Source organism: Gottfriedia acidiceleris (assembly GCF_002128425.1).
In the GTDB taxonomy this organism is placed as follows: Bacteria; Bacillota; Bacilli; order Bacillales; family Bacillaceae_G; genus Gottfriedia; species Gottfriedia acidiceleris.
In genome coordinates, this window is the sequence record NZ_NESS01000001.1 from 533296 (window position 1) to 554219 (window position 20924).

Consider the following 20924-nt stretch of genomic DNA (forward strand, 5'->3'; position numbering starts at 1 on the left):
TAGATCACTATTACTTAATATGTAGCATAGCACTACAATTATCTATTTAGTACGGACATTCGATATATTTTGACAAAATTTTTATTGTGACATATTTACTAATTAAAACGTTTTCATTAATTTATTCAAAACAAAAAAGTTTACCCAATTAAGGATAAACTTTTTAAACATCCTATTCTAAGAAATCCTTTAGACGTTTGCTACGGCTAGGATGACGTAATTTACGTAAAGCTTTTGCTTCAATTTGACGAATACGCTCACGTGTAACTCCAAATACTTTACCAACTTCTTCTAAAGTACGAGTACGTCCGTCATCTAAACCAAAACGCAGGCGTAAAACATTTTCTTCACGATCTGTTAATGTATCTAGAACATCTTCTAATTGCTCTTTTAGCATTTCGTATGCTGCATGCTCAGCTGGAGAGGTTGCTTCAGAATCTTCTATGAAATCACCTAAATGTGAATCATCTTCTTCACCGATTGGTGTTTCTAATGAAACTGGCTCTTGAGCAATTTTAAGGATTTCTCTAACTTTTTCTGGTGGTAAATCCATTTCTTCACCAATTTCTTCAGGAGATGGTTCGCGACCTAAATCTTGAAGTAATTGACGTTGCACACGGATTAATTTGTTAATTGTTTCCACCATATGAACTGGAATACGAATCGTTCTTGCTTGGTCAGCAATTGCCCGAGTAATCGCTTGACGAATCCACCAAGTCGCATATGTACTAAATTTATAACCTTTACGATAATCAAATTTTTCAACGGCTTTGATTAATCCCATGTTACCTTCTTGAATAAGGTCTAGGAACAGCATACCGCGTCCTACATAACGTTTTGCGATACTTACTACTAATCGTAAGTTAGCTTCTGCTAGGCGTCGTTTCGCTTCTTCATCGCCTTCTTCAATTCGCTTCGCTAAATTGATTTCATCTTGTCCAGAAAGTAAATCAACTCGGCCAATTTCTTTTAGGTACATACGTACGGGGTCATTAATTTTTACTCCAGGAGGAACACTTAAATCATTTAAGTCAAATTCTTCTTCCTTTTCTAATTGAGCTCCTCTAGGTTCATCATCAGCGTCACCAACAATGTCAATTCCTTGTTCACCTAGTTGCTCATAAAATTCTTCAAGTTGATCTGAATCAATTTCAAATCCGTTTAAACGATCTGCAATTTCTTCATATGTAATTACACCACGTTTTTTACCATTTTCAATTAATAATGCTTTTACTTGATCAAGTGTTACTTCTGTTTCCGTATCTTTAGAACGAGCCGATTTATCAGCCATTTGTTCCCCTCCTTCGAAAAGTTCGCGAATCATTTAACATATTTCATACTAGATCTTAGCTGTGTGATTTGTTGGAGAATCGTTGCAGCTTTTACAAAATCTCCTTCACGTTCAGCTTTTTTCAGATCTATTTCTTTTTCTCGTATACGTTGTTGTTTATCATAGTTGTTTAATGCATCTAAATAATCCTTTAACTCTCGCTCTGTTAGTTCAGGTGCTATCTGTAAATTGACAATTTTTGAAACTACTTCAAGTAACCTTTTTGAAGGAAGGTAATTCATAAATTTACTAATATTAGACTCATTGCCCTCTTCATAATAAGCATAAAGATGGATTATAATCTCGGAATAATCATTATTGTAGAATAGACCCTGATATTGCTGTCTTACTTTTTCAGCCACATCACTGCTATTTAACATATGAGCTAAAAGTAATTGTTCAGCTCTTACATGTGCAGGAAGAAGTGTCTTAGTAGTAATATCGCGTTTGATATCAGTTTTTACTTCTGTTACATTAGATATACGATTTGCCTGATTACTATATTGTCCAAATTCCTTCTTAAGTACTTCAATCGAGATAGAAAACTCTTTTGAGAGTTGATTTAAGTAATAATCTTGTTCGATCAGTTGACTTAGTTTAGCAATTTCTTGTAGCATTTCTTTTATATACTGAAATTTAACAGTTTCATCTAAAAGATTTTTTCCTTTTCGATGATATTGCATTTTAAAACTCATTAATGATACACTAGCTTCAATAATAGAGGTATTAAATTTTTCTGGACCAAATTTTCTTATATACTCATCGGGATCTAAGCCATCAGGCATTTGTGCAACCTTAATTGTAAATCCTTCTTTTTGAAGAATTTTTGCTGCTTTTTCAGTTGCGTTTATACCGGCCTGATCTGAATCATAGCAAATAATAATTTGATCAACAGTTGTTTTCAAGGCTTTCGCTTGATCCTCTGTCAATGAAGTTCCCATGGTTGCAACTGCATCATGGACACCAGCTTTAAACGATGAAATGACATCTGCAAAACCTTCCATCAAAATTGCCCGATTTTGCTTTCTCATGACATTCTTTGCTTGGTAAAATTGATATAATAATTTTCCTTTATGGAAAATTGAAGATTCAGGACTATTTAAATATTTTGGTGATCCTTCACCCATTATTCTTCCACTGAATGCAACAATTTTTCCTTGATGGTTATGAATTGGAAAAATTAATCGATTTCGAAATCGATCATAGTAATTACCATCACGTTCACTTCGAACAACTAGACCAGCTTTTTCCATGACCGGCATTGGATAACCACGTTTTTCTAACACCTTCGTAACAGCATCCCAAGAATCTAAAGCAACACCAAGCTCAAAATGCTTTATTTCCTCTCTAGAAATTCCTCTGTTAAGTAGATATTCTAACGCTTGTTTACCTTCTGTTGTGTTAACTAATAGATGATGATAGTACTTTTTGACAAACTCATGAGCTTCAAGCATAATGCCTTGCTCAGTAGCTTGTGGATTCTTGACTGTGTCAACTGTATCTGAAGGTAAAGTGATATTAGTCTTTTTTGCAAGCTGATGGACAGACTCTTGAAAGTTAAGTCCTTCAAGCTGCATAATGAAAGAAATCGCATTTCCTCCAGCACCACATCCAAAACAATGAAAAATTTGTTTTTCAGGAGACACAGAAAAAGATGGTGTGCTTTCTCCATGAAAAGGACAAAGTCCAAAATAATTTCTTCCTTGTTTTTTCAGAGGAACATACTCACTTACTACATCAACTATGTCAACTGACTGACGAACTTGCTCGACAAGTTCATCGGGAATTCTGTTTCCCATACTGACAGCTCCATATACTATTTTATTCGATAAAACTCACTGTATTCCTTCATGATTCGACAAAAATATTTCCATATATTGAAACTTAAGTTAATTCACTTTATTAAGTTATATATGAACAAATAATTATCTAAAAAGAAGTGCTAACAGTAGTTCATAAGCATTGCATCCAACTGCTAGTTCTGGTTTTATATAACCCATTTATTTATCGCTTATGATTAATTTCTACATGTCTTTTGTAATTCCTTCAAAACATGTATCGATTTATGTAGTTTTATTTCCATCCTTTAATAAACTAGGAAGCACATATTCATAGTTTATTCGTAAGTATAAAAAGTTAAACCTATTATTAGTTCATTTCATACAATTTTTTATTATAATCTATTTTAATTAGGAAATCTAGCAATAAGTACTAAAGAATTTTAACTTTTATATATGATCGTAATTTATCTAAATTCCTATTTAAAAGATGAAAACACATTAGATTAAATCTAATGTGTCAGTCTAAAAAGTAATCAATTTAAATTCAAAAAATTATCTTATCTGCTTACTTTGGTAATAATAATTTAAAATTACATTAGCTGATTCTTCTACTGCCTTACTTGAAACATCTACAACTTTACAGCCAATTTGTTTAACAACATTATTGAAATGTTTTAGTTCTTCTTCAATTCTTGTAATATTAGCATAACTAGCTCCGTCGTGAAGTCCTAATGAAATTAATCTTTCTTTACGAATATGATTTAACTTTTCTGGAGAAATCATTAGACCGATGCACTTTTCTTTTGGAACTTTAAGTAGTTGTTCTGGTGGATCTACTTCGGGAACTAAAGGCACATTGGCAACTTTAAATCCTTTATGAGCAAGATATTGTGATAAAGGAGTCTTTGATGTTCTAGATACACCAATTAAGACAATATCAGCTTTTTCAATACCTCTTGGGTCTCTTCCATCATCATATTTAACAGCAAATTCAATTGCCTCAATGCGTTGGAAATAATCTTCATCTAGTTTACGAACAACACCAGGTTCATTTCTAGGTTCAAGTTTATGAATCGTTGAAATTTTATCGATTAATGGACCGATTAAATCATATACGATTACTCCAGCACTTTTCGCTTCTTCTAATAATTTCTTTCTCATATCAGGTTTTACTAATGTAAATACAATAATACCATTATTTTCTTTTGCTACTTGAACGATTTCAATTAATGTTGCATTATCTTCAACGTATGGTACACGTCTAATCTCGAATTTTTGATGAAATTGACTAATAGCCGCCTTTACGACATGCTCTGCTGTTTCACCAACAGAATCTGATACAACATAAACGATTGAATTGCCCATATGTTCACCTCTTAACTTTACTAAAACATATCATTGTTCATTAAGTCTACAATCGCACGAGTAAAATTTGTTTTTGTAAATCGACCAATTACCTCAAGTCCATGCTCACTTTCACGAACAACAGGGACAGCATCAATTTGTTTTTCAATTAAACTCTTTGCTACATTATAAATTGTATCATCTTTATAGCAAATTGTAATGTTTGGCATCCTCGTCATGATAATATCTACAGGTAATGTATGCAAATCTTTATTTCCTATACTTGCACGGAGTAAGTCTTTTCTCGAAAGTACTCCTATTAAAACCGAATTTTGATCAACAACAAATAATGTTCCTACGTCTTCAAGAAACATTGTAACAATCGCATCATATACTGATGAACTTCGATCTACTACAACAGGAATCGCTTGAAATTCTTTTACAGTCAATTTTTTAATTCTTTCAATGACTTGTGCACCGCTTGTTCTTCCTGTGTAATAATATCCTACACGTGGTCTTGCCTCTAAAAAACCAGTCATTGTAAGAATAGCTAAATCCGGGCGAAGCGTAGCTCTTGTAAGTGCTAGCTTATCAGCAATATGTTCACCTGTAATTGGTCCGTTATTTTTTACAATTTCAAGTATTTGAGTTTGTCGCTTTGTAAGTTCGATTTCCCTCACCCCTAACTATCCAATATGTTATACTCTCTAATAAATATTATATACTATTTTTACAATTTAAAAAAGAAAGAAGGAAATAGGTTAGCCTATTTCCTTCCTTAGGTTTCTGAATCTTTATTATTTTTCAGAAAATTATCCATATTTTTTAATTGCTCTAAAAATTTACGTGACTTTAAATAGATCCCACTATATTCATCATAATAAGAAAATAAAATTTGTTGTAAGTTTTTCTTTGTAGCTTCACTAACCTCAATTTTGCCAAGTCGATTTACATCAAAATGATAAAATAACCTCATTAACTTTACCGACTTCTCAGTAACTGAAAAAGCATATGGATCAGTCTGTTTACAGCGCTGACATAAAAAGCCACCTTCTTTGACAGAAAAGGCTACAAATATATTTTCATTGGCACTACATCTACAGTTCACACATTGATCAAAAAACGGGTGATAGCCTAATACAGGTATCATTTTCGTCATAAATAAATAAGTCAAAACTTCAGCGTCTGCACCCTCATTCATATGCTGTAGTAATTGAAGAACCAATTCAAATAAATACGGATTATTTTTTTTCTCTTCTACCGCTTTATCTGTAAGTTCTACAACAATCGAAGCATACGCAGTTGCAACTAAATCACCTCTTAATTCACGAAATGAATCAATCAGTTCTCCTTGACTTAATGTACCTAATCCAGAGCCTTTTTGAATTAAAAACGACCCATATGTAAAGAGTTGTGTAACAGAAGCAAGACGACTATTCGTCTTCTTTGCTCCTCTTGCCACAACTCCTATCTTACCTAATTCTCTTGTTAAGAGAGTAATAATAACATTTGATTCTCCATAAGCGTTTGCTCGTAATACAATTCCTTCTACACGCTGTAACAATTAACTCACCATCCAATTGGATGAAGGTTAAGTATGTAGGGAATCAATATCAGCTATTTCTTCATCAATGTAACTTTTCTGATCCGCATGTTCCTGTTCAAGCTGCTTAAACAATAAATATGTCTCAACATTTCCAGTTTTAGAAAAGACATCCCAGGTAAAATTCAACATTGAGAAACCACCTTTCAAGAATAGCTACTACTCATTGCTCATTACCTATAGCCAATTACTTTCCCTGCTTACTTATAATGTGACCTTCTCTCCCGATTTTCATGTGTATAAAATTTATTAAAACAACAAATAAAATGCTTGCAAAATCAAAAGAAATATGATTAGCTTTTTTTGAAAAAATGGTAATATTACTAGACCCCTGATTCTAAGCCATAATTCCTTGATTTCTGCCTTTAATACTCATCCTCACGGAAACCTAAATCTCTTAATTGAGACATACGGTTACGCCAATCTTTTTGAACCTTAACCCATAATTCTAAGAATACTTTTGTATCAAGTAAGTTTTCTATATCTAAACGAGCACGCTTGCCAACCTCTTTTAACATGCCACCTTGCTTACCGATAATAATTCCTTTTTGTGAAGATCTTTCAACGACAATTGTTGCATTCACGTATATTGCATTTCCTTCTGGTCTTCTTTCAATTTGCTCAATAATAACAGCAATTGAATGTGGAACCTCTTCTCTAGTTAAATGCAATACTTTTTCTCTTATTAATTCTGATATGATAAATCTTTCAGGATGATCTGTTACTTGATTTGCTGGATAATATTGTGGACCTTCTGGTAAATAAGTTTTAATAACTTTTAATAAACGATCGACATTATTCCCTTGTAATGCTGAGATCGGAACAATTTCAGCAAATTGGAATAAATCTTTGTATTTATTGATTAATTCAAATAACTGATCAGGATGAATTGTATCAATTTTATTAATGACTAAAATGACTGGACTACGACTTCCTTGCAGCTTCTCAATAATGAATTCATCTCCACGACCAAATCCTTCATTGGCATTTACCATAAATAAGGTAGCGTCAACATCCTTAATTGACTCTTGAGCTACCTTTACCATAAAATCACCAAGTTTATGTTTTGGTTTATGGATTCCTGGCGTATCAATAAAGACAATTTGTGCATCATCTTCCGTAAAAACGCCTTGAATTTTATTACGAGTAGTTTGAGGCTTATCGCTCATTATAGCTATCTTTTGACCAATTACTCGATTTAGGAATGTACTTTTCCCTACATTTGGTCTACCTATAATTGAGACAAAACCTGATTTATAACTTTCTTTATTCATTCAAATCCTCCGATGTAAATGCTCCTGGCAATAATTCTTTTACTGTTGTTTCTTGGATTGCTCCATTTAAGTTTGATAAATATACTACTGTATCTGGTCCACAAAGTTCAAATAAAACTTGACGGCATGCTCCACAAGGAGCAACAGGCCCCTCAGTATCAGCGACTACTGCTATTGCTGAAAACTCCGTAATACCATCTGAATATGCTTTAAATACTGCAGTTCGTTCTGCACAATTCGTCAGACCATATGATGCATTTTCTATGTTACAACCACGAATAACTTGACCATCCTTTGTGAGCAATGCTGCACCAACTTGAAATTTCGAATATGGTACATAAGCGTTAACTCTAGCTTTTATCGCTTCATTTATAAGTTGTTGTTTATCCATTTATGTAGCCTCCTAATATCGCCCGAACACGAAAGTGGGGTCTTATTAACGTAGTATAGTAAAATACGGAAAAAATAGCAAAGCACCTATAATGATTGAAACAATTGCAGCGACTAACACTGCACCGGCTGCCACATCCTTCGCTTTTTTTGCTAAAGGATGTTTACTAGGTGATGCTAAGTCTACAACTGCTTCAATTGAAGAATTAACAAGCTCAAGCGATATGACAATTGTGATAATAAGCAGAAGGATTAACCAATCAATTCGACTAATATGTAAATAAAATGCTAAGCCGATTGTAATGAGTGCTGCAAATAAGTGGATTTTTATATTTCTTTCTTCCTTAATGACTTGAAAAATACCACTAAATGCAAAACCAAAAGATTTAAATAATGCCGCTCTTTTTTTAGAGTCTTTCAAGGCCATATTTCTCTAATATTTCCTTTTGTTTTGTAAACATCACTTTCTCCTCGGCATCATTCATATGATCATAACCTAGTAAATGTAAACATCCGTGAACTGCTAAAAAACCTAATTCACGGCGGAACGAGTGACCATACTCTTCAGCTTGTCTCTTAGTTGTAGGAATTGAAATGACAATATCACCTAAAGTACGTGGTAAGTCAACTCCAATGATTTCTATTTCACCTTCCCCTAATTCTTCCATAGGAAACGAAATAACATCAGTAGAACGGTCTTTTTCTCGATACTCTTTATTAATTTCATGAATTCTTTCATCATCTACAAATGAAACTGCAATCTCAACTTCACCCGTTACGCCTTCATATTCAAGTGCACACTCTAGTAAACCTTTTATATCAGATTGCTGTTCTTTAGTCACTTCATTTGTTTCATCTATAAAATCAATTTCTAATTGAACCATTTTCTCACCTTATCTTTCATCTGGATACTGTATTCTTGAATGGAAAGTTCCTTTTAAAGTCTCACACAATGATTTCTCAACAATATATAATTCTTTTAAATTTAATTCACACATTGCAAACTGACCATCATTCAAACGATCGTTCATGATCGAAGAAACTAATGCCTCGATTTTTTCCATATCAGGGTCTTTTAACGAGCGGACTGCGGCTTCAACACTATCAGCAATTCCTACAATAGCTGATTCCTTTGAATGAGCTTTTGGACCAGGATATCTAAAGTCACTTTCTATCACATCTGGATTCGTCTCTTTTTCCTTATAATAAAAATACTTTAATAAAGTTGTACCATGATGTTCCGCTGCAATATCAATAATATCTTTTGGCAAATTATATTTTTTTAGTATTTGTACACCATCACTAACATGCTTTAAAATGATATCTTTACTTTGAATCGGTTTAATACGATCATGAGGATTATGACCACCCATTTGATTTTCTATAAAGAATCCTGGATTTTTCGTTTTGCCTATATCATGATAATATGCTCCTACTCTAGCTAACAAACCATTTGCTCCGATCGCTTCACAAGCACCTTCAGCTAAATTCGCAACCATTATACTATGATGGTATGTACCCGGAGCCTCTAATAATATCTTTCTTAATAAAGGATGATTTGGACTACCCAGCTCAACAAGTTTAAATGAGGACACCATTCCAAACGAATCTTCTACAAAAGGTAAAATCCCCATCGTAATGACACTTGATAAAACGCCGGAAGTAAGCCCCATTAATAGATAGATTCCAATTTCTACTGATGAATATTGTCCATTTCGAATTAAGATTAACGAAAACAGCGTAGCAATATTAACAAGCGAAATCAAAAATCCAGCATGGAGAATCATTGAACGCTTATTTTTAACCTCATTTAAGAATAAAACAGCAATTGAACTAAATAAAATATAAATTCCTGTCGAGTAATTAATGGCGCCATTGACATCTTCGTTAAACATTAGGCTGCCGCAAATGGAGAAAATAATCGACGAAACCATTAAATATCGATTACCTAATAAAAACTTTATCAATAAAGTCCCAATAGCTACTGGAGCTACATATACAAGCCCTGAAAATTCAACCTTTTGAAACAAGCTTACAATTTTCAAAATTAAAATTGTAAAAATTACGATGCTATAATATGTAACGATGTATATATTCCCTTTTTCTTTTAAAGTTGCCGTTTGCTTCAATACAAAGTACGCCAATACTCCAATTAATAAAATTAATCCAATATACGGTTGAATCGATTGTTTGTTTTTTATTAAACCAACTAGTTTTAATTGATCATATTTTTCTTTCGTAATTGTTTCTCCGGCTTTTACTAAAACTTGTCCTTGTAAAATATAGACACTATCTACACTTTCACTTTCTAGACGTTTTCTCTCTTTTGTCTCCTCTGCATCAAAAAAGTAATTTGGCACAATCGCAAATTCACCAATTGAGATCATTGCATCTTTTAGTGAAGGATTAACGCTTACATATGATAATTCTGTTCTTAACTTACCACGAGACTCTTCAATTTGGTTCGTAGTAATTTCTTCAGACATCACATTATTAATAGCCGTATTTAACGAAGCTTTCGTAATATTTAACTGTTCTTCTGACGATTTAACTAAAGTACTAAATACACTATCTTCTAAGTTTTTACGAATATCGTCAGGCAGTTTTTTCTTAACATCGCTTGTTTCTTTATCAATTAATGCTTGTCCTTTAAGAGTATCATTCTTTGCATTTTCATTTTTTACTTCTGCTACAATATCAAAAATTGAATTTACTATGTCAATACGTTTTTGTGTATAACTTTCCTCATATTTATATACATCCTCAACTCTTGCTGCTGCCTCTAGTCGCTTTTTAGCTGTAGCTCCTTTATCCTCAATCGTGATAGGTGAATAAATATTATCATCAGCAATTGATAATAGCTGAATGTCGTATTTTACCGGTCTCACATGACTAATTAAAAGAAGAAAACTTATTAAGCTAAATGCAATGGTACATAGTAATATGACAAGAGTTTGATTCTTAAAACGTTGAGTTAAAGCTTGCAAACTATTCATTGTTTCCCCTTTCTAGAAATGCACCTCATCATAAAAATACGAAATGACCCTATCAATGTAGGGTCACTACGAATCATTCTTTTGCTAAATCATAAGCTTGAATAATCTTTTGTACAAGTGGGTGACGAACTACGTCAGTTTGTTCTAAGATCGTCATACCAATGCCCTCAACACCTTTAAGTGTATTTTGAGCTGATATTAAACCAGACTTTACGCCTTTAGGTAAATCAATTTGTGAAGGGTCACCTGTAATAACCATTTTAGAGCCAAATCCTAAACGGGTCAAAAACATCTTCATTTGAGCCATTGTCGTATTTTGAGCTTCATCCAAAATAACAAAGGCATCTTCTAAAGTACGTCCCCTCATATAAGCTAAAGGTGCAATTTCAATTGTTCCTCTTTCAATTAAACGTACAGTATGCTCTTGTCCTAAAACATCGTGTAGAGCATCATACAACGGTCTTAAATATGGGTCAACCTTTTCCTTTAAATCTCCTGGTAAAAATCCTAAACTTTCTCCAGCTTCCACAGCAGGTCTTGTTAAAATAATTTTACTTACTTTATTATTTTTTAATGCTTGAACAGCCATGACTACTGCAAGATATGTTTTACCTGTACCAGCAGGTCCAATTCCAAATACTAAATCATTTGACTGAATAGCACGAAGATAATGTCTTTGCCCAAAAGTTTTTACTCGAATCGGTTTTCCTTTTGAATTCCTAATAATTTCTTCGTCATACAACCTAGCAAATGATGACAACCTTCCTTCTTTGGCCATCTGAATTGAGTACGTTACATCCCTTGATGTAATACTCACTCCATTTCGAATAACCTCTAAAAGAGCTTGAATGATTTGCTCAACGGTTTTCACATCTTCATTCGTACCTGAAACTTGTACAGATTGACCACGTGACACAATCTTAACATCAAGCAAATTTTCAATTATTTCTAGATGCTTATCGTTTGTACCAAATAAGGCAATTGCTTCGTTTGGATCCTCTAGTTGTTGATTAATCGTTAGTAGTTGTTCTGGCATTACTTTAGTCCCCTTGAACAATAGTTTTCGTTTTAGTGATATCTTCTAAAACTTTATAATACATTCTTAAATTAACTTTACCATTGTCTATTGACTCGTGCAAAACTTTTTCTTGTAAAATCTTGGCATCTGGACTTAACTTTTTCATTAATTCCTTCTTACCAATTTGTTTTCCAAGTTCAGCAGCTTGTACTTTAGAGTATGTTCTAACATATTTTTCACTTTCCAGAATTGTTTTTTTACTGAAATAGATCGGCAATTTCCATTTTAAAAATTTAAATTGATACGAACTACTTTCATCTTCAAAAGATTTATATTTATTCTTATCAAAACCCCAAAATTTTATTTTAGTTTCCTTAGTTCCAATATAATAACTTGTTTTTCTTTCTCCTGTAAGCACCGTAAACGGAGTATCTAAAGGAACACTAATAATTTCCTCTCTCCAAACTTCTCCCATGATTTTGCCAACAGCTGGCACTAAAATAGGATGTTCTTCCGTTCCGATTATTCCAGATACTAATATCTGACCTTTTTTCACAAAGTCATTCTTTACTACAAGAGGTTTCCCTTTTTCAACAAACATACTTGAAATAACTGCTTCTTCACTAGCGATAATATGGCGTGGACTTAACGCCTTCTCTGGCTTAGGTATATGCTTTTCAACTACCTCAAAATGAAAGGTAGTCCCATTTAATTGCACACCAATCCAGGTTAATGTTGGATTCTCATCTTGTAGCTTTTTCTGGATAGACTGCATTCTAGGTAAAGTAAACTGTGAGGCGCCAGTCTTAACACCCATCGCAGTTAAATCTTTCCGAAGTTTATATTCAACTTCTGGTGAAGCACCCTTTATATCTATTCTCCAAACCATATTTGAAAGTAAAAATAATACTACTAAAAAGCCAACAACACCCACAACAAATCCAAAATACTTCCATGCTCGTTTAACTTCAAAAGGCAGCCCCTTCCTGCCAATAAAATAAACCTTATATTCTTTTTTTCGAGGAATATTCTTTATACGTTTATAATCTTTCAACTCAATTGTAAAAGTAATTGAATTTGTTCCACTTTTCTTCACATCCCGAAGCGGAATCCCTTTACGCATACAATCATTTAAAAAACGTTCTGGTCCAAGCCCAATCACTTTTACTTGAACCATCCCCGTAAGATTTGAAGTCCATTGGTTTTTCATCCTAAATCCCCCATGTTCATTAGACTGATCATGGTGTATGTTCTAGATGCTATTCATTAATAAAATACACATGCTCAATTTCGCCTTCCAACAAAATCTCCTCAGGCAACATCGTCTTCAAAACAAAATCTTTCCCCTTAATCAACAACTGCCCTTGCTTCATTAACAAACGCAATTCATTATCCGAATACACAAGTAACCCTCTATGGTTTTCAATATAAATATGTAGTTGACCTAACATCGTAATACGTGGCAATTCCAAAAGCACATCTGGTGGTAAGTCCATCTTACTTGACATCCATGTTTTTAAATTATGCGCTAATCTTTTCAAGATAGACTCCTCCCCCTTTCATATCATATTTATGATGAATTTTGAGAAGGTATGATATAAAAAGAAAAAGGTAATTGAAATTTAAGATGAATATTTAGATTAGTGGCTGTCATGCTTTTATGAGGGATATATTGATTTTGGTATTGGCTCTTTCATGATTTGACGAAGAATTAGATAAGGTTGATTTGTGTTCATTAGAAGATATTATGTGGAGCGTGGCAACGTTAAAAGTGATTAGGTTGGGGAATTTGTATCTTGTATGGGCTATTAGTCATTAGTTGATTTGTACACTCTAAATGGATGTGGGTTCCGGAAATAGGAATACGATAGTTGATCTTTGATATTTCATTTGATTAAATTATTGCACACCAGCTTTACAATAATTCCGCTCATTCAAAAAACATAATAAAATCCCAAAACGATGTAAGAAAAGCTCTCATTTTCACTTCAAAAAGATCTAAAACCGGATGAAAAGGAACCAATTTGATTATTTTTCTGATTTTATTTGCGATTACTTGAATATTAAATTGTGAATTTCAAAATTTAATTGCGATTTCTTATTTTTTAATTGCGTTTCTTATTTTTTAATTGCGTTCCTCTTTTTTAATTGCGAAATCCGAAATTTATTTGCCATACTTTAATTGCGTCTTCACTATTTTTCATTTACAGCCACTCAACTCAAAAACAAAAAAAATAAACGCCTATAAATAGACGTTTATTTTAACAGACTTGCTACAGCTTTATTCACAGAAGAGCCATCAGCTTGTCCTTTTACTTTAGGCATAACTGCACTCATTACTTTCCCCATGTCAGCTTTTGATGTAGCACCGACTTCTGAAATTGTAGCACGTACAATTTCAAGAAGTTCATCTTCAGATAATTGTTGAGGCAAGTATTCTTCTAAAATGAGTAATTCTTGCTTTAATTTATCCACAAGGTCATCACGACCAGCTTTTTCGAATTCCAGGAGGGAGTCTTTACGTTGTTTCACTTCACGAGTTAAAATCGTTAACTCTTGATCAGCTGACAATGTCACATTATTCCCTAAGTTAATTACTTCATTTTGTAATGAAGCTTTTACCATACGAATAACTGATAATTTGTCTTTATTTTTTTCCTTCATCGCTTGTTTCATATCTGAATTCAAACGTTCGAGAAGACTCATAGTAACACCCTCTCTTAGAATTTACGTTTTCTTGCTGCCTCTGATTTTTTCTTACGTTTTACACTTGGCTTTTCATAAAATTCGCGTTTTCTTGCTTCTTGAAGCGTACCAGTTTTAGAAACTGAACGTTTAAAACGACGAAGAGCATCTTCTAAAGATTCGTTTTTACGAACGACTGTTTTAGACATCTTACTTTTCCCTCCCTCCAAGCTACCACTTACAATCAATAAAACACTGTAAAAAAGAACACTTTTCCACATGTCTTTTACGATTATAATACATAAACTATTGATAGGTCAACAGGTAAATGTCAAGTTTGAAACTTAACACACTTCGCCATTAATACGAATCAATAGCCTTCTGTTGCTACGTTTCCTTGGACAATCGTGATTCCATTACTTGTACCAATTCGAGTTGCTCCAGCTTTAACCATTTCATTTACACTTGCAATATCACGTACACCACCAGATGCTTTAACTCCAATATCAGGTCCAACTGTTTTTCTCATTAATGCCACATCCTCTACAGTTGCACCACCAGTTGAAAATCCTGTAGATGTTTTAACAAAATCAGCCCCGGCCTTTACAGAAAGTTTTGAAGCCATTTCTTTTTCTTCATTTGTTAAAAGACTTGTTTCAATGATTACTTTAACTAATGCTTTGCCTTTTGCTGCATTAACAACTGCTGCTATATCTTGTTCAACTGTATCATAGTCTTTATCTTTTAATGCCCCGATATTGATAACCATATCGACTTCCCCGGCTCCATTTTCAATCGCATTCTTAGTTTCGAATGCTTTCGTTTCTTTTGTATTCGCACCTAAAGGAAACCCAATTACAGTACAAACTAAAACCTCAGAGCCCTTTAACAAACTTGCGCAATGACTTACCCAGGTTGGATTCACACAAACCGAAGCAAAATTATGTTCTTTTGCTTCTTGACATAATTTTTCAATTTGAGCTTTAGTTGTTTCAGGTTTTAAAACTGTATGATCAATCAATTTATTGATATTAGTTGACATTTTGTAGTGCTCCTAACTAATGTTTTTTCAAACCTCTTCTTTCAATAGACACTGAAGTATCAGCAATTATTATTTGTTATTTTAAATTTAATTATGTGAAGTAGAATCTCTGTACTAAAAAATTAATAACTAAATTGGATTCAAAAAAATTCAAATGCATCAAAATTAAATAGATGCATTTGAATTTTTTTCAACAGTTTTATGATTGTCTTTTACTTTAAGCATCATGAAGAATGAGACTGTAATAAAGAAAAAGCCATACAAGAACATGAACTTGAATCCAATTAAATCCATTATTGCACCTAATAATGGTGGTGACACAATATTGGCGATTGATGAAAATAAATAATATAAACCTGTGTAAGTGCCAATAAATCCAATCGGTGCCATCTCTGCTAAGAAAGGATACGAATTAATGTTTACTAATGCCCAAAAACATCCCATAATCAAAAAGACTATTCGAATGAAAAGTAAATCCTTTAAGAAAAATAAAACAATAAATCCAAAGATAATTCCAAAAATACCAATTAATATGCTGCGTTTCTTACCAATTTTTGTTCCAATGAACCCAGCAGGAATTGCAAAAATTAAAAAAGCTAATGATATAAAAGCAAATGAAAAAGCCGCTGCACTAACTTTTACCCCTAAATAAACTTCTCCATAACGTGTAAAAAAGGTTTCAATTCCATTAAACCCCGTAAACCAACTCAGAATTGCTAATAAAAGAAATAATGCACTTTTATTCTGAATGGCTGAACGGAAACCTTCTCTTAATTGTACCTTTTCTTCAGCCTGCTCATAATTTAGTACATCTCTTTTCTCTCTTATAAAGAAAAAAAGAATTAGAAAACTAAATAACATTAAAAATCCTGCCAAATAAAAAGGAAATCCTTTATTTAGATCCCACAAAATCGAGCCAATAAAGAATGCAATTAAAGCTCCAATTCCACCCATGAAATTAATTACACTATTCGCCTTACTCCTTTGGTCAACTTTTGTTAAATCAGGCATAAGTGCTATAACTGGCGAACGGAAAATACTCATACTTAAATTCATAAACACAATAAAAAAGATTAACATATAAAGTGTTTGATGAACTGGAATTAAAAAGGTAAATAATGCTGCAAGAGGCATACCAACCATTAAAAATGGCATTCTTCTACCAAATCGTGTATCTAAACGATCACTATACATTCCAACTGCAGGTTGTAAAAATAATGCAAAATAATTATCAAAGGTCATAATAAAACCGATTAATGCAGATGACTTTAAATAATCGCTTAAAAGTTTTGGCATAAAAGCATTATAGACGGACCAAGTAAGACTGATTGCAAAAAATCCAAATCCTAAAAGCATTATTTTTTTGTAATTTAGTTTAGTCATTCGAATTTCTCTCTTCTTATCTGTCTAAAAACATTTACTAAATGAGTTCGATCCAATGACACAATCATTCCCCCTTATTCTCAGTATAGTAAGCACACCAATCAAATATTTACCCTTTTTTCAATTTTTATAAAATATTAATTTTTTAATAAATGTTCATAAAATGGGTTGATTTACCGACAAAAAAACCTAGCGTAAACACTAGGCATTTTCTTTAATCATCTTAATAATATAAAACTTACAACTGGCTATAAATCCGCAACAACTACCAATTAAAAAAGATAATAAGCAAATCATTATTCCTCAAAGAAACTCTTTTACTTGCAGTTTACATTCTTTCTTCTAAAGCTTTCGCGGTACTACTTGTTACTACTTCTTTCTCATCCTTCAATGTACCAAAAATCCCATCAAAAATAGGTGTCGATACGCCATACCAAAAGTTTTCATTTTTAAAATGATGCAGAATATGTAGCTTTTTAATCTGTCGTCCTACTTTCGTTATTGGTTTAATTGGCCTGTGAGCTACATAATGCTTCCATTCGTACACTAATAACATAAAAACTAAACCAGAACCAAATGCGATGGTTTGAATAAGATCTCTCGTTATCAAAAAATAAATGATACAAAGTGATCCTAAATTCGGAATGCTATACCATATCGGTAAAAATAATAATTTCAAATCATCTGGATTCGTATGATGATCGTAATGAATTCGTTTCATAATTTTAAGAAATAGTTTATTTTTTGGTGCTTTTATGTGAAAAATGAAACGATGAGTTACGTACTCACTAAACATAAAAAAGATTAAACCTATAATGAAAATTAACACAGTAAGCCATGATAAATGAAATCCTATACTATAAATAATTCCAACTAAAAAAAGTAACCCCATCACAATAATATCCAAATGAAGAAAAAAGTCTCGATATAGTCCCTTCATAATTCCCCCCCTTATCAATACCTAAATTATCTTAATATCAAATTTATATTTCAATGAGATTTATGAAATTCCTTTTTAAGTTTTTTGAGCTGATTATTAATTTTGAATAAAGCACTGGTCAGTGAGGATAATAAAAATGATAACCAAAAATACGTAAAAGGGAGATCTATATGGAAAAAAGGAGATATTATGTATCCGTTCAAGCAAAAACAATTGTTCCAAATCAAGGGGACGCACCTTATGAGTTAGAAATCGATGCTACAATTGATGAAAAACATAGACTCGAAAGAATTTTTCATGAAATAGACAATTACGATGAAGCTACTGGTGTTCAAGCAGCATTTTTACCTTCTTTTACAAGTGGTAGTCAAGAAAAAAGTTTAGAATTATACAATGGATATGACTATTTTTTAAAACAAGCCTATGCGATGATTTATGAATTAGGTACTGAAGAAACACGTGCTCATATAAGCCAAATGAAAATTTTAAAATAAAAAGAAAGCTCATTGAGCTTTCTTTTTATTTTAAACATCAATTACTTTTGTTTTTGCCATTAAATCATGTAGTGTTCTTCGTTCAGAAGAAAAAATGAAAAACGGATCAACAAATGCAACAAAACCTACAACTAATGAAAAATATGGTATTTTTATGTATCCTAAAAGGAAAAAAATTTCTCTTATTATCATTGTCTTTAAATTTACTTCTTGATCATCGTTCTTAACGATTGCAATATTTAACCAGCGCTTTCCTACTGTTTGCCCTTTCCAAACAAATGTAGGGATTAATATATAAAATATAATGACACTAATAATGGATAGTAGAGAAGTTCCAATATCAAATTTGTCTACTCTAGCAGGATTAAAAAATGTTGAAAACTTTGTCATTCCAGTAATAATCGATATGGCAAAAATAAAAAGAAAACTTATAAATCCGTCAACCAATATTGCTAATAATCTACTTGATCTACTTGCTAATTTAGAATATGATTCCAATAAAATCCCACCTTTAGTTTCTAAGATGTCCTTAACGACAGTTTAAATTATACAGAATTTTTAATTGGAAAAATATAAAAAGCCTGATAGAAGTACCTATCAGGCTAAGAAATATCGATTAAACTTTTTTATGTAGATTCAATTATACACCTGGAGCATCAACTAGTGTCCAAGTAACAATTGCTTCATGGTTCCCTATCGTTGCTGAACCACCAGGAATTTGTAATGTAACATTATTATTTACTGCTCCATCATTAACATCAGGATTTGGGCCTAACCATCTTGTTAACCAAGTACCAAGTCCCGTACCAGGTTCTGCAGTAACTACTGATGATTCAGTTAATCCATCTGTATTTAATGTAATCGTTTGAGCAGGTGTTGGGCCAGTTCCACTACCTGGAGTTACAACTGATCCATTTTTAAATGTAAGAACCGCTCCGGGCAGTGATTCACTTGCACCGTTTGTAAACTTACTAGCTTTTGCTGTCACTTTCCACCCTTCACCAGTACCTCGGCGATCAGAAACTTGAATAAAAGGCTTTTTTGAAGTAGAAGAATAAACCTGATCACTAGTTGAAACTTCTTTCGAACCAAATTGAACTGAAGAAACAAAGTCTAAAGTTAACGGACCTGTCTCACCTGTAGGAGGATCTGTTGGATCAGTAGGACCAATTGGTTCTAATGGAGTTGATGGGTCGGTTGGATCTACTGGCGTTACTGGACCAGAACCTTCTGTAAAATTAATACCTGCTTTTGAATTTGCTTGAGACGTAACAGCTGCAAAAGATGTATTTGCCGCTCCTACAAGTGTTGAAAAACTTACTACGCCAATTGCTACAATTTTTGAAACTTTCATTTAATCAAAACCCCTTAAAAAAAATTCTTCAAATAAAGATGCCTTCAAAAAAGAACTAAACATCTATCTAGAAGTTACAACCAATTATAGTAAAGTAAAATACAATTGTCTGTGAATAATTTGTGAAAACATTCACTAAATTTTTACTTTTAATTTTACAAATCCCATAAATATAATAAATTTAATAGAGTAAAAAATGAACATTTAGTGAAATATTTCACGTGATTTCATATTTTCTATTTCGAAAGCTCCATTTTCCCGATTAAAATTCACTATAAAAAAAGAAGCCTACTTAAATATAAGTAAACTTCTAAGTTAAAATTCCATTGAAAAATTACTAAAAATTTGGGAATAAGGAAAAAAGTCTTTTTCTCCTATCTCAAAAGTACTTGATACTCTTAGGCTTTCCCTACTTACTTTTAAGTGTTATTTCCCATTCTATACCTGTATTGATCCCATTTTCATCAGTAAAAGAGCCTTGATTTACAGCAACTGCCATTTGATCTAGACTGTTTGCATATAAGATTGGTTCTCCAATTGCTACGTCAGCAAATGATTTCCCATATTTTACGGCTTGTTTGTATATTTTTCTTCCCTGGTGTGTAATCAGTACTTCGACAAAGTCCCCATGTGAAACGCCTTGTTTAAGAAAATCTGATCGACCAATATTCGACCAAATACTACCATAACGTACATCAAGTATATCAATTGTTCCGGTTATCGAATTGTTTTCACTATGGCATTCTTTAATTGGTAATTTTATGTAAGAATTTGAATCTACTTCTGGTCCAATATTTTCGAAGTCGATTACTCCAGAAGCTAATCTTGCACCTGTGAAGGCAAATATATCTCTCCCATGGAAAGTATAGGATTCACTTGAATTTGGTAGTCTATTAATTTCTTCGTCAATGACTCTTAATTGGTTGATTCCATATATTTTGCCAACATGTGTTAACGTTCCGTTATCAGGTGTTATAATGAAATGATTTGTATTTGTGCGAGCCACTATACTTCTACGGTCCGATCCTACACCTGGGTCTACAACTGAAACAAATACAGTTCCGACTGGCCAGTAATTCATTGTTTGTACAAGTCGGTATGAAGCTTCCCAAATATTGTATTGAGGTATATCATGGGTCAAGTCGTAAATCTTTATATCTTGATTTACACTACAAGAAACACCATACATAGCGCTAACTGCTCCATCTAGTAATCCAAAATCTGACTGAAACACTAATGCATTTCCCATCTAGACACCCCTAATTGTTCGAATATTTAAAATTAAATATA

The 20924-nt window shown here is 32.7% G+C and carries 23 protein-coding genes; 1 reads left to right on the forward strand and 22 read right to left on the reverse strand.

Going from position 1 to position 20924, the window contains the following annotated elements:
- Window positions 1–172: 172 nt before the first annotated feature.
- From rpoD to B6K90_RS02940, 19 genes are all read right to left on the reverse strand, one after another.
- Window positions 173–1291 (reverse strand): RNA polymerase sigma factor RpoD, encoded by a 1119-nt coding sequence (rpoD, locus tag B6K90_RS02850; protein WP_056474947.1) that lies wholly within the window; start codon window positions 1289–1291, stop codon window positions 173–175.
- A 29-nt stretch (window positions 1292–1320) separates the two neighbouring features.
- Complete coding sequence (dnaG, locus tag B6K90_RS02855; protein ID WP_088011007.1) at window positions 1321–3129, reverse strand: DNA primase; 1809 nt, start codon at window positions 3127–3129, stop codon at window positions 1321–1323.
- 534 nt (window positions 3130–3663) lie between these two features.
- Window positions 3664–4476 (reverse strand): pyruvate, water dikinase regulatory protein, encoded by an 813-nt coding sequence (locus B6K90_RS02860; RefSeq protein WP_088011008.1) that lies wholly within the window; start codon window positions 4474–4476, stop codon window positions 3664–3666.
- 20 nt (window positions 4477–4496) lie between these two features.
- Window positions 4497–5135, reverse strand: a complete 639-nt coding sequence (locus B6K90_RS02865; RefSeq protein ID WP_088011009.1) for a helix-turn-helix transcriptional regulator — start codon at window positions 5133–5135, stop codon at window positions 4497–4499.
- A gap of 98 nt (window positions 5136–5233) precedes the next feature.
- A complete protein-coding gene (gene recO / locus B6K90_RS02870) occupies window positions 5234–6019 on the reverse strand; it encodes a DNA repair protein RecO (protein WP_088011010.1) in 786 nt (261 codons plus the stop codon).
- Between the two features lie 27 nt (window positions 6020–6046).
- A complete protein-coding gene (locus B6K90_RS02875) occupies window positions 6047–6190 on the reverse strand; it encodes a YqzL family protein (protein WP_088011012.1) in 144 nt (47 codons plus the stop codon).
- Between the two features lie 233 nt (window positions 6191–6423).
- The gene (gene era, locus B6K90_RS02880; RefSeq protein ID WP_088011013.1) at window positions 6424–7332 is read right to left on the reverse strand and encodes a GTPase Era; all 909 of its coding nucleotides are present in this window, start codon (window positions 7330–7332) and stop codon (window positions 6424–6426) included.
- A complete protein-coding gene (locus B6K90_RS02885; RefSeq protein ID WP_088011014.1) occupies window positions 7325–7723 on the reverse strand; it encodes a cytidine deaminase in 399 nt (132 codons plus the stop codon). The genes era and B6K90_RS02885 overlap by 8 nt, the downstream gene beginning before the upstream one ends.
- 45 nt (window positions 7724–7768) lie before the next feature.
- Window positions 7769–8149 (reverse strand): diacylglycerol kinase family protein, encoded by a 381-nt coding sequence (locus B6K90_RS02890; protein ID WP_088011015.1) that lies wholly within the window; start codon window positions 8147–8149, stop codon window positions 7769–7771.
- Window positions 8130–8606 (reverse strand): rRNA maturation RNase YbeY, encoded by a 477-nt coding sequence (ybeY, locus tag B6K90_RS02895; protein WP_088011016.1) that lies wholly within the window; start codon window positions 8604–8606, stop codon window positions 8130–8132. The genes B6K90_RS02890 and ybeY overlap by 20 nt, the downstream gene beginning before the upstream one ends.
- Before the next feature lie 9 nt (window positions 8607–8615).
- Window positions 8616–10718, reverse strand: coding sequence for an HD family phosphohydrolase (locus tag B6K90_RS02900; RefSeq protein ID WP_088011017.1), 2103 nt, complete (start codon window positions 10716–10718; stop codon window positions 8616–8618).
- A gap of 73 nt (window positions 10719–10791) precedes the next feature.
- Window positions 10792–11754: a PhoH family protein gene (locus B6K90_RS02905; RefSeq protein WP_088011018.1), complete on the reverse strand. Its 963-nt coding sequence runs from the start codon at window positions 11752–11754 to the stop codon at window positions 10792–10794.
- 4 nt (window positions 11755–11758) lie between these two features.
- A complete protein-coding gene (yqfD, locus tag B6K90_RS02910; RefSeq protein ID WP_088011019.1) occupies window positions 11759–12946 on the reverse strand; it encodes a sporulation protein YqfD in 1188 nt (395 codons plus the stop codon).
- A 49-nt stretch (window positions 12947–12995) separates the two neighbouring features.
- Window positions 12996–13244 (reverse strand): sporulation protein YqfC, encoded by a 249-nt coding sequence (gene yqfC / locus B6K90_RS02915; RefSeq protein WP_088011443.1) that lies wholly within the window; start codon window positions 13242–13244, stop codon window positions 12996–12998.
- A 748-nt stretch (window positions 13245–13992) separates the two neighbouring features.
- Window positions 13993–14442, reverse strand: coding sequence for a GatB/YqeY domain-containing protein (locus B6K90_RS02920; RefSeq protein ID WP_088011021.1), 450 nt, complete (start codon window positions 14440–14442; stop codon window positions 13993–13995).
- Between the two features lie 14 nt (window positions 14443–14456).
- Complete coding sequence (gene rpsU / locus B6K90_RS02925; protein ID WP_003152957.1) at window positions 14457–14630, reverse strand: 30S ribosomal protein S21; 174 nt, start codon at window positions 14628–14630, stop codon at window positions 14457–14459.
- A gap of 161 nt (window positions 14631–14791) precedes the next feature.
- Window positions 14792–15463, reverse strand: coding sequence for a deoxyribose-phosphate aldolase (gene deoC / locus B6K90_RS02930; protein WP_088011022.1), 672 nt, complete (start codon window positions 15461–15463; stop codon window positions 14792–14794).
- A 165-nt stretch (window positions 15464–15628) separates the two neighbouring features.
- Window positions 15629–16846: an MFS transporter gene (locus B6K90_RS02935; RefSeq protein ID WP_088011023.1), complete on the reverse strand. Its 1218-nt coding sequence runs from the start codon at window positions 16844–16846 to the stop codon at window positions 15629–15631.
- A gap of 328 nt (window positions 16847–17174) precedes the next feature.
- The gene (locus tag B6K90_RS02940) at window positions 17175–17786 is read right to left on the reverse strand and encodes a sterol desaturase family protein (protein WP_088011024.1); all 612 of its coding nucleotides are present in this window, start codon (window positions 17784–17786) and stop codon (window positions 17175–17177) included.
- 170 nt (window positions 17787–17956) lie between these two features.
- Here B6K90_RS02940 and B6K90_RS02945 point away from each other — a divergent pair, with 170 nt between their 5' ends.
- Window positions 17957–18280 carry a hypothetical protein gene (locus B6K90_RS02945; RefSeq protein ID WP_088011026.1) on the forward strand — a complete coding sequence of 108 codons (324 nt, stop codon included), beginning with the start codon at window positions 17957–17959 and terminating at the stop codon, window positions 18278–18280.
- A 30-nt stretch (window positions 18281–18310) separates the two neighbouring features.
- Here B6K90_RS02945 and B6K90_RS02950 read toward each other — a convergent pair whose 3' ends face one another.
- The 3 genes from B6K90_RS02950 to B6K90_RS02960 all read right to left on the reverse strand — a co-directional run bounded on the left by B6K90_RS02950 (window position 18311) and on the right by B6K90_RS02960 (window position 20883).
- Window positions 18311–18778 (reverse strand): RDD family protein, encoded by a 468-nt coding sequence (locus B6K90_RS02950; protein WP_167555258.1) that lies wholly within the window; start codon window positions 18776–18778, stop codon window positions 18311–18313.
- A 142-nt stretch (window positions 18779–18920) separates the two neighbouring features.
- Window positions 18921–19634, reverse strand: coding sequence for a WxL domain-containing protein (locus tag B6K90_RS02955; protein WP_088011028.1), 714 nt, complete (start codon window positions 19632–19634; stop codon window positions 18921–18923).
- 409 nt (window positions 19635–20043) lie between these two features.
- A complete protein-coding gene (locus B6K90_RS02960) occupies window positions 20044–20883 on the reverse strand; it encodes an SAM hydrolase/SAM-dependent halogenase family protein (protein ID WP_088011030.1) in 840 nt (279 codons plus the stop codon).
- Window positions 20884–20924 lie beyond the last annotated feature (41 nt).

What these genes read in the sequence shown, in the direction of transcription:
- B6K90_RS02940 (WP_088011024.1), bottom strand. Translation starts at nt 17,786, where the DNA reads ATGAAGGGACTATATCGAGACTTTTTTCTTCATTTGGATATTATTGTG.
- B6K90_RS02955 (WP_088011028.1), bottom strand. Translation starts at nt 19,634, where the DNA reads ATGAAAGTTTCAAAAATTGTAGCAATTGGCGTAGTAAGTTTTTCAACA.
- B6K90_RS02905 (WP_088011018.1), bottom strand. Translation starts at nt 11,754, where the DNA reads ATGCCAGAACAACTACTAACGATTAATCAACAACTAGAGGATCCAAAC.
- B6K90_RS02900 (WP_088011017.1), bottom strand. Translation starts at nt 10,718, where the DNA reads ATGAATAGTTTGCAAGCTTTAACTCAACGTTTTAAGAATCAAACTCTT.
- B6K90_RS02960 (WP_088011030.1), bottom strand. Translation starts at nt 20,883, where the DNA reads ATGGGAAATGCATTAGTGTTTCAGTCAGATTTTGGATTACTAGATGGA.
- B6K90_RS02920 (WP_088011021.1), bottom strand. Translation starts at nt 14,442, where the DNA reads ATGAGTCTTCTCGAACGTTTGAATTCAGATATGAAACAAGCGATGAAG.
- dnaG (WP_088011007.1), bottom strand. Translation starts at nt 3,129, where the DNA reads ATGGGAAACAGAATTCCCGATGAACTTGTCGAGCAAGTTCGTCAGTCA.
- B6K90_RS02860 (WP_088011008.1), bottom strand. Translation starts at nt 4,476, where the DNA reads ATGGGCAATTCAATCGTTTATGTTGTATCAGATTCTGTTGGTGAAACA.
- rpsU (WP_003152957.1), bottom strand. Translation starts at nt 14,630, where the DNA reads ATGTCTAAAACAGTCGTTCGTAAAAACGAATCTTTAGAAGATGCTCTT.
- yqfD (WP_088011019.1), bottom strand. Translation starts at nt 12,946, where the DNA reads ATGAAAAACCAATGGACTTCAAATCTTACGGGGATGGTTCAAGTAAAA.
- B6K90_RS02875 (WP_088011012.1), bottom strand. Translation starts at nt 6,190, where the DNA reads ATGTTGAATTTTACCTGGGATGTCTTTTCTAAAACTGGAAATGTTGAG.
- ybeY (WP_088011016.1), bottom strand. Translation starts at nt 8,606, where the DNA reads ATGGTTCAATTAGAAATTGATTTTATAGATGAAACAAATGAAGTGACT.
- B6K90_RS02890 (WP_088011015.1), bottom strand. Translation starts at nt 8,149, where the DNA reads ATGGCCTTGAAAGACTCTAAAAAAAGAGCGGCATTATTTAAATCTTTT.
- deoC (WP_088011022.1), bottom strand. Translation starts at nt 15,463, where the DNA reads ATGTCAACTAATATCAATAAATTGATTGATCATACAGTTTTAAAACCT.
- rpoD (WP_056474947.1), bottom strand. Translation starts at nt 1,291, where the DNA reads ATGGCTGATAAATCGGCTCGTTCTAAAGATACGGAAACAGAAGTAACA.
- B6K90_RS02935 (WP_088011023.1), bottom strand. Translation starts at nt 16,846, where the DNA reads ATGACTAAACTAAATTACAAAAAAATAATGCTTTTAGGATTTGGATTT.
- B6K90_RS02945 (WP_088011026.1), top strand. Translation starts at nt 17,957, where the DNA reads ATGGAAAAAAGGAGATATTATGTATCCGTTCAAGCAAAAACAATTGTT.
- yqfC (WP_088011443.1), bottom strand. Translation starts at nt 13,244, where the DNA reads ATGTCAAGTAAGATGGACTTACCACCAGATGTGCTTTTGGAATTGCCA.
- era (WP_088011013.1), bottom strand. Translation starts at nt 7,332, where the DNA reads ATGAATAAAGAAAGTTATAAATCAGGTTTTGTCTCAATTATAGGTAGA.
- B6K90_RS02885 (WP_088011014.1), bottom strand. Translation starts at nt 7,723, where the DNA reads ATGGATAAACAACAACTTATAAATGAAGCGATAAAAGCTAGAGTTAAC.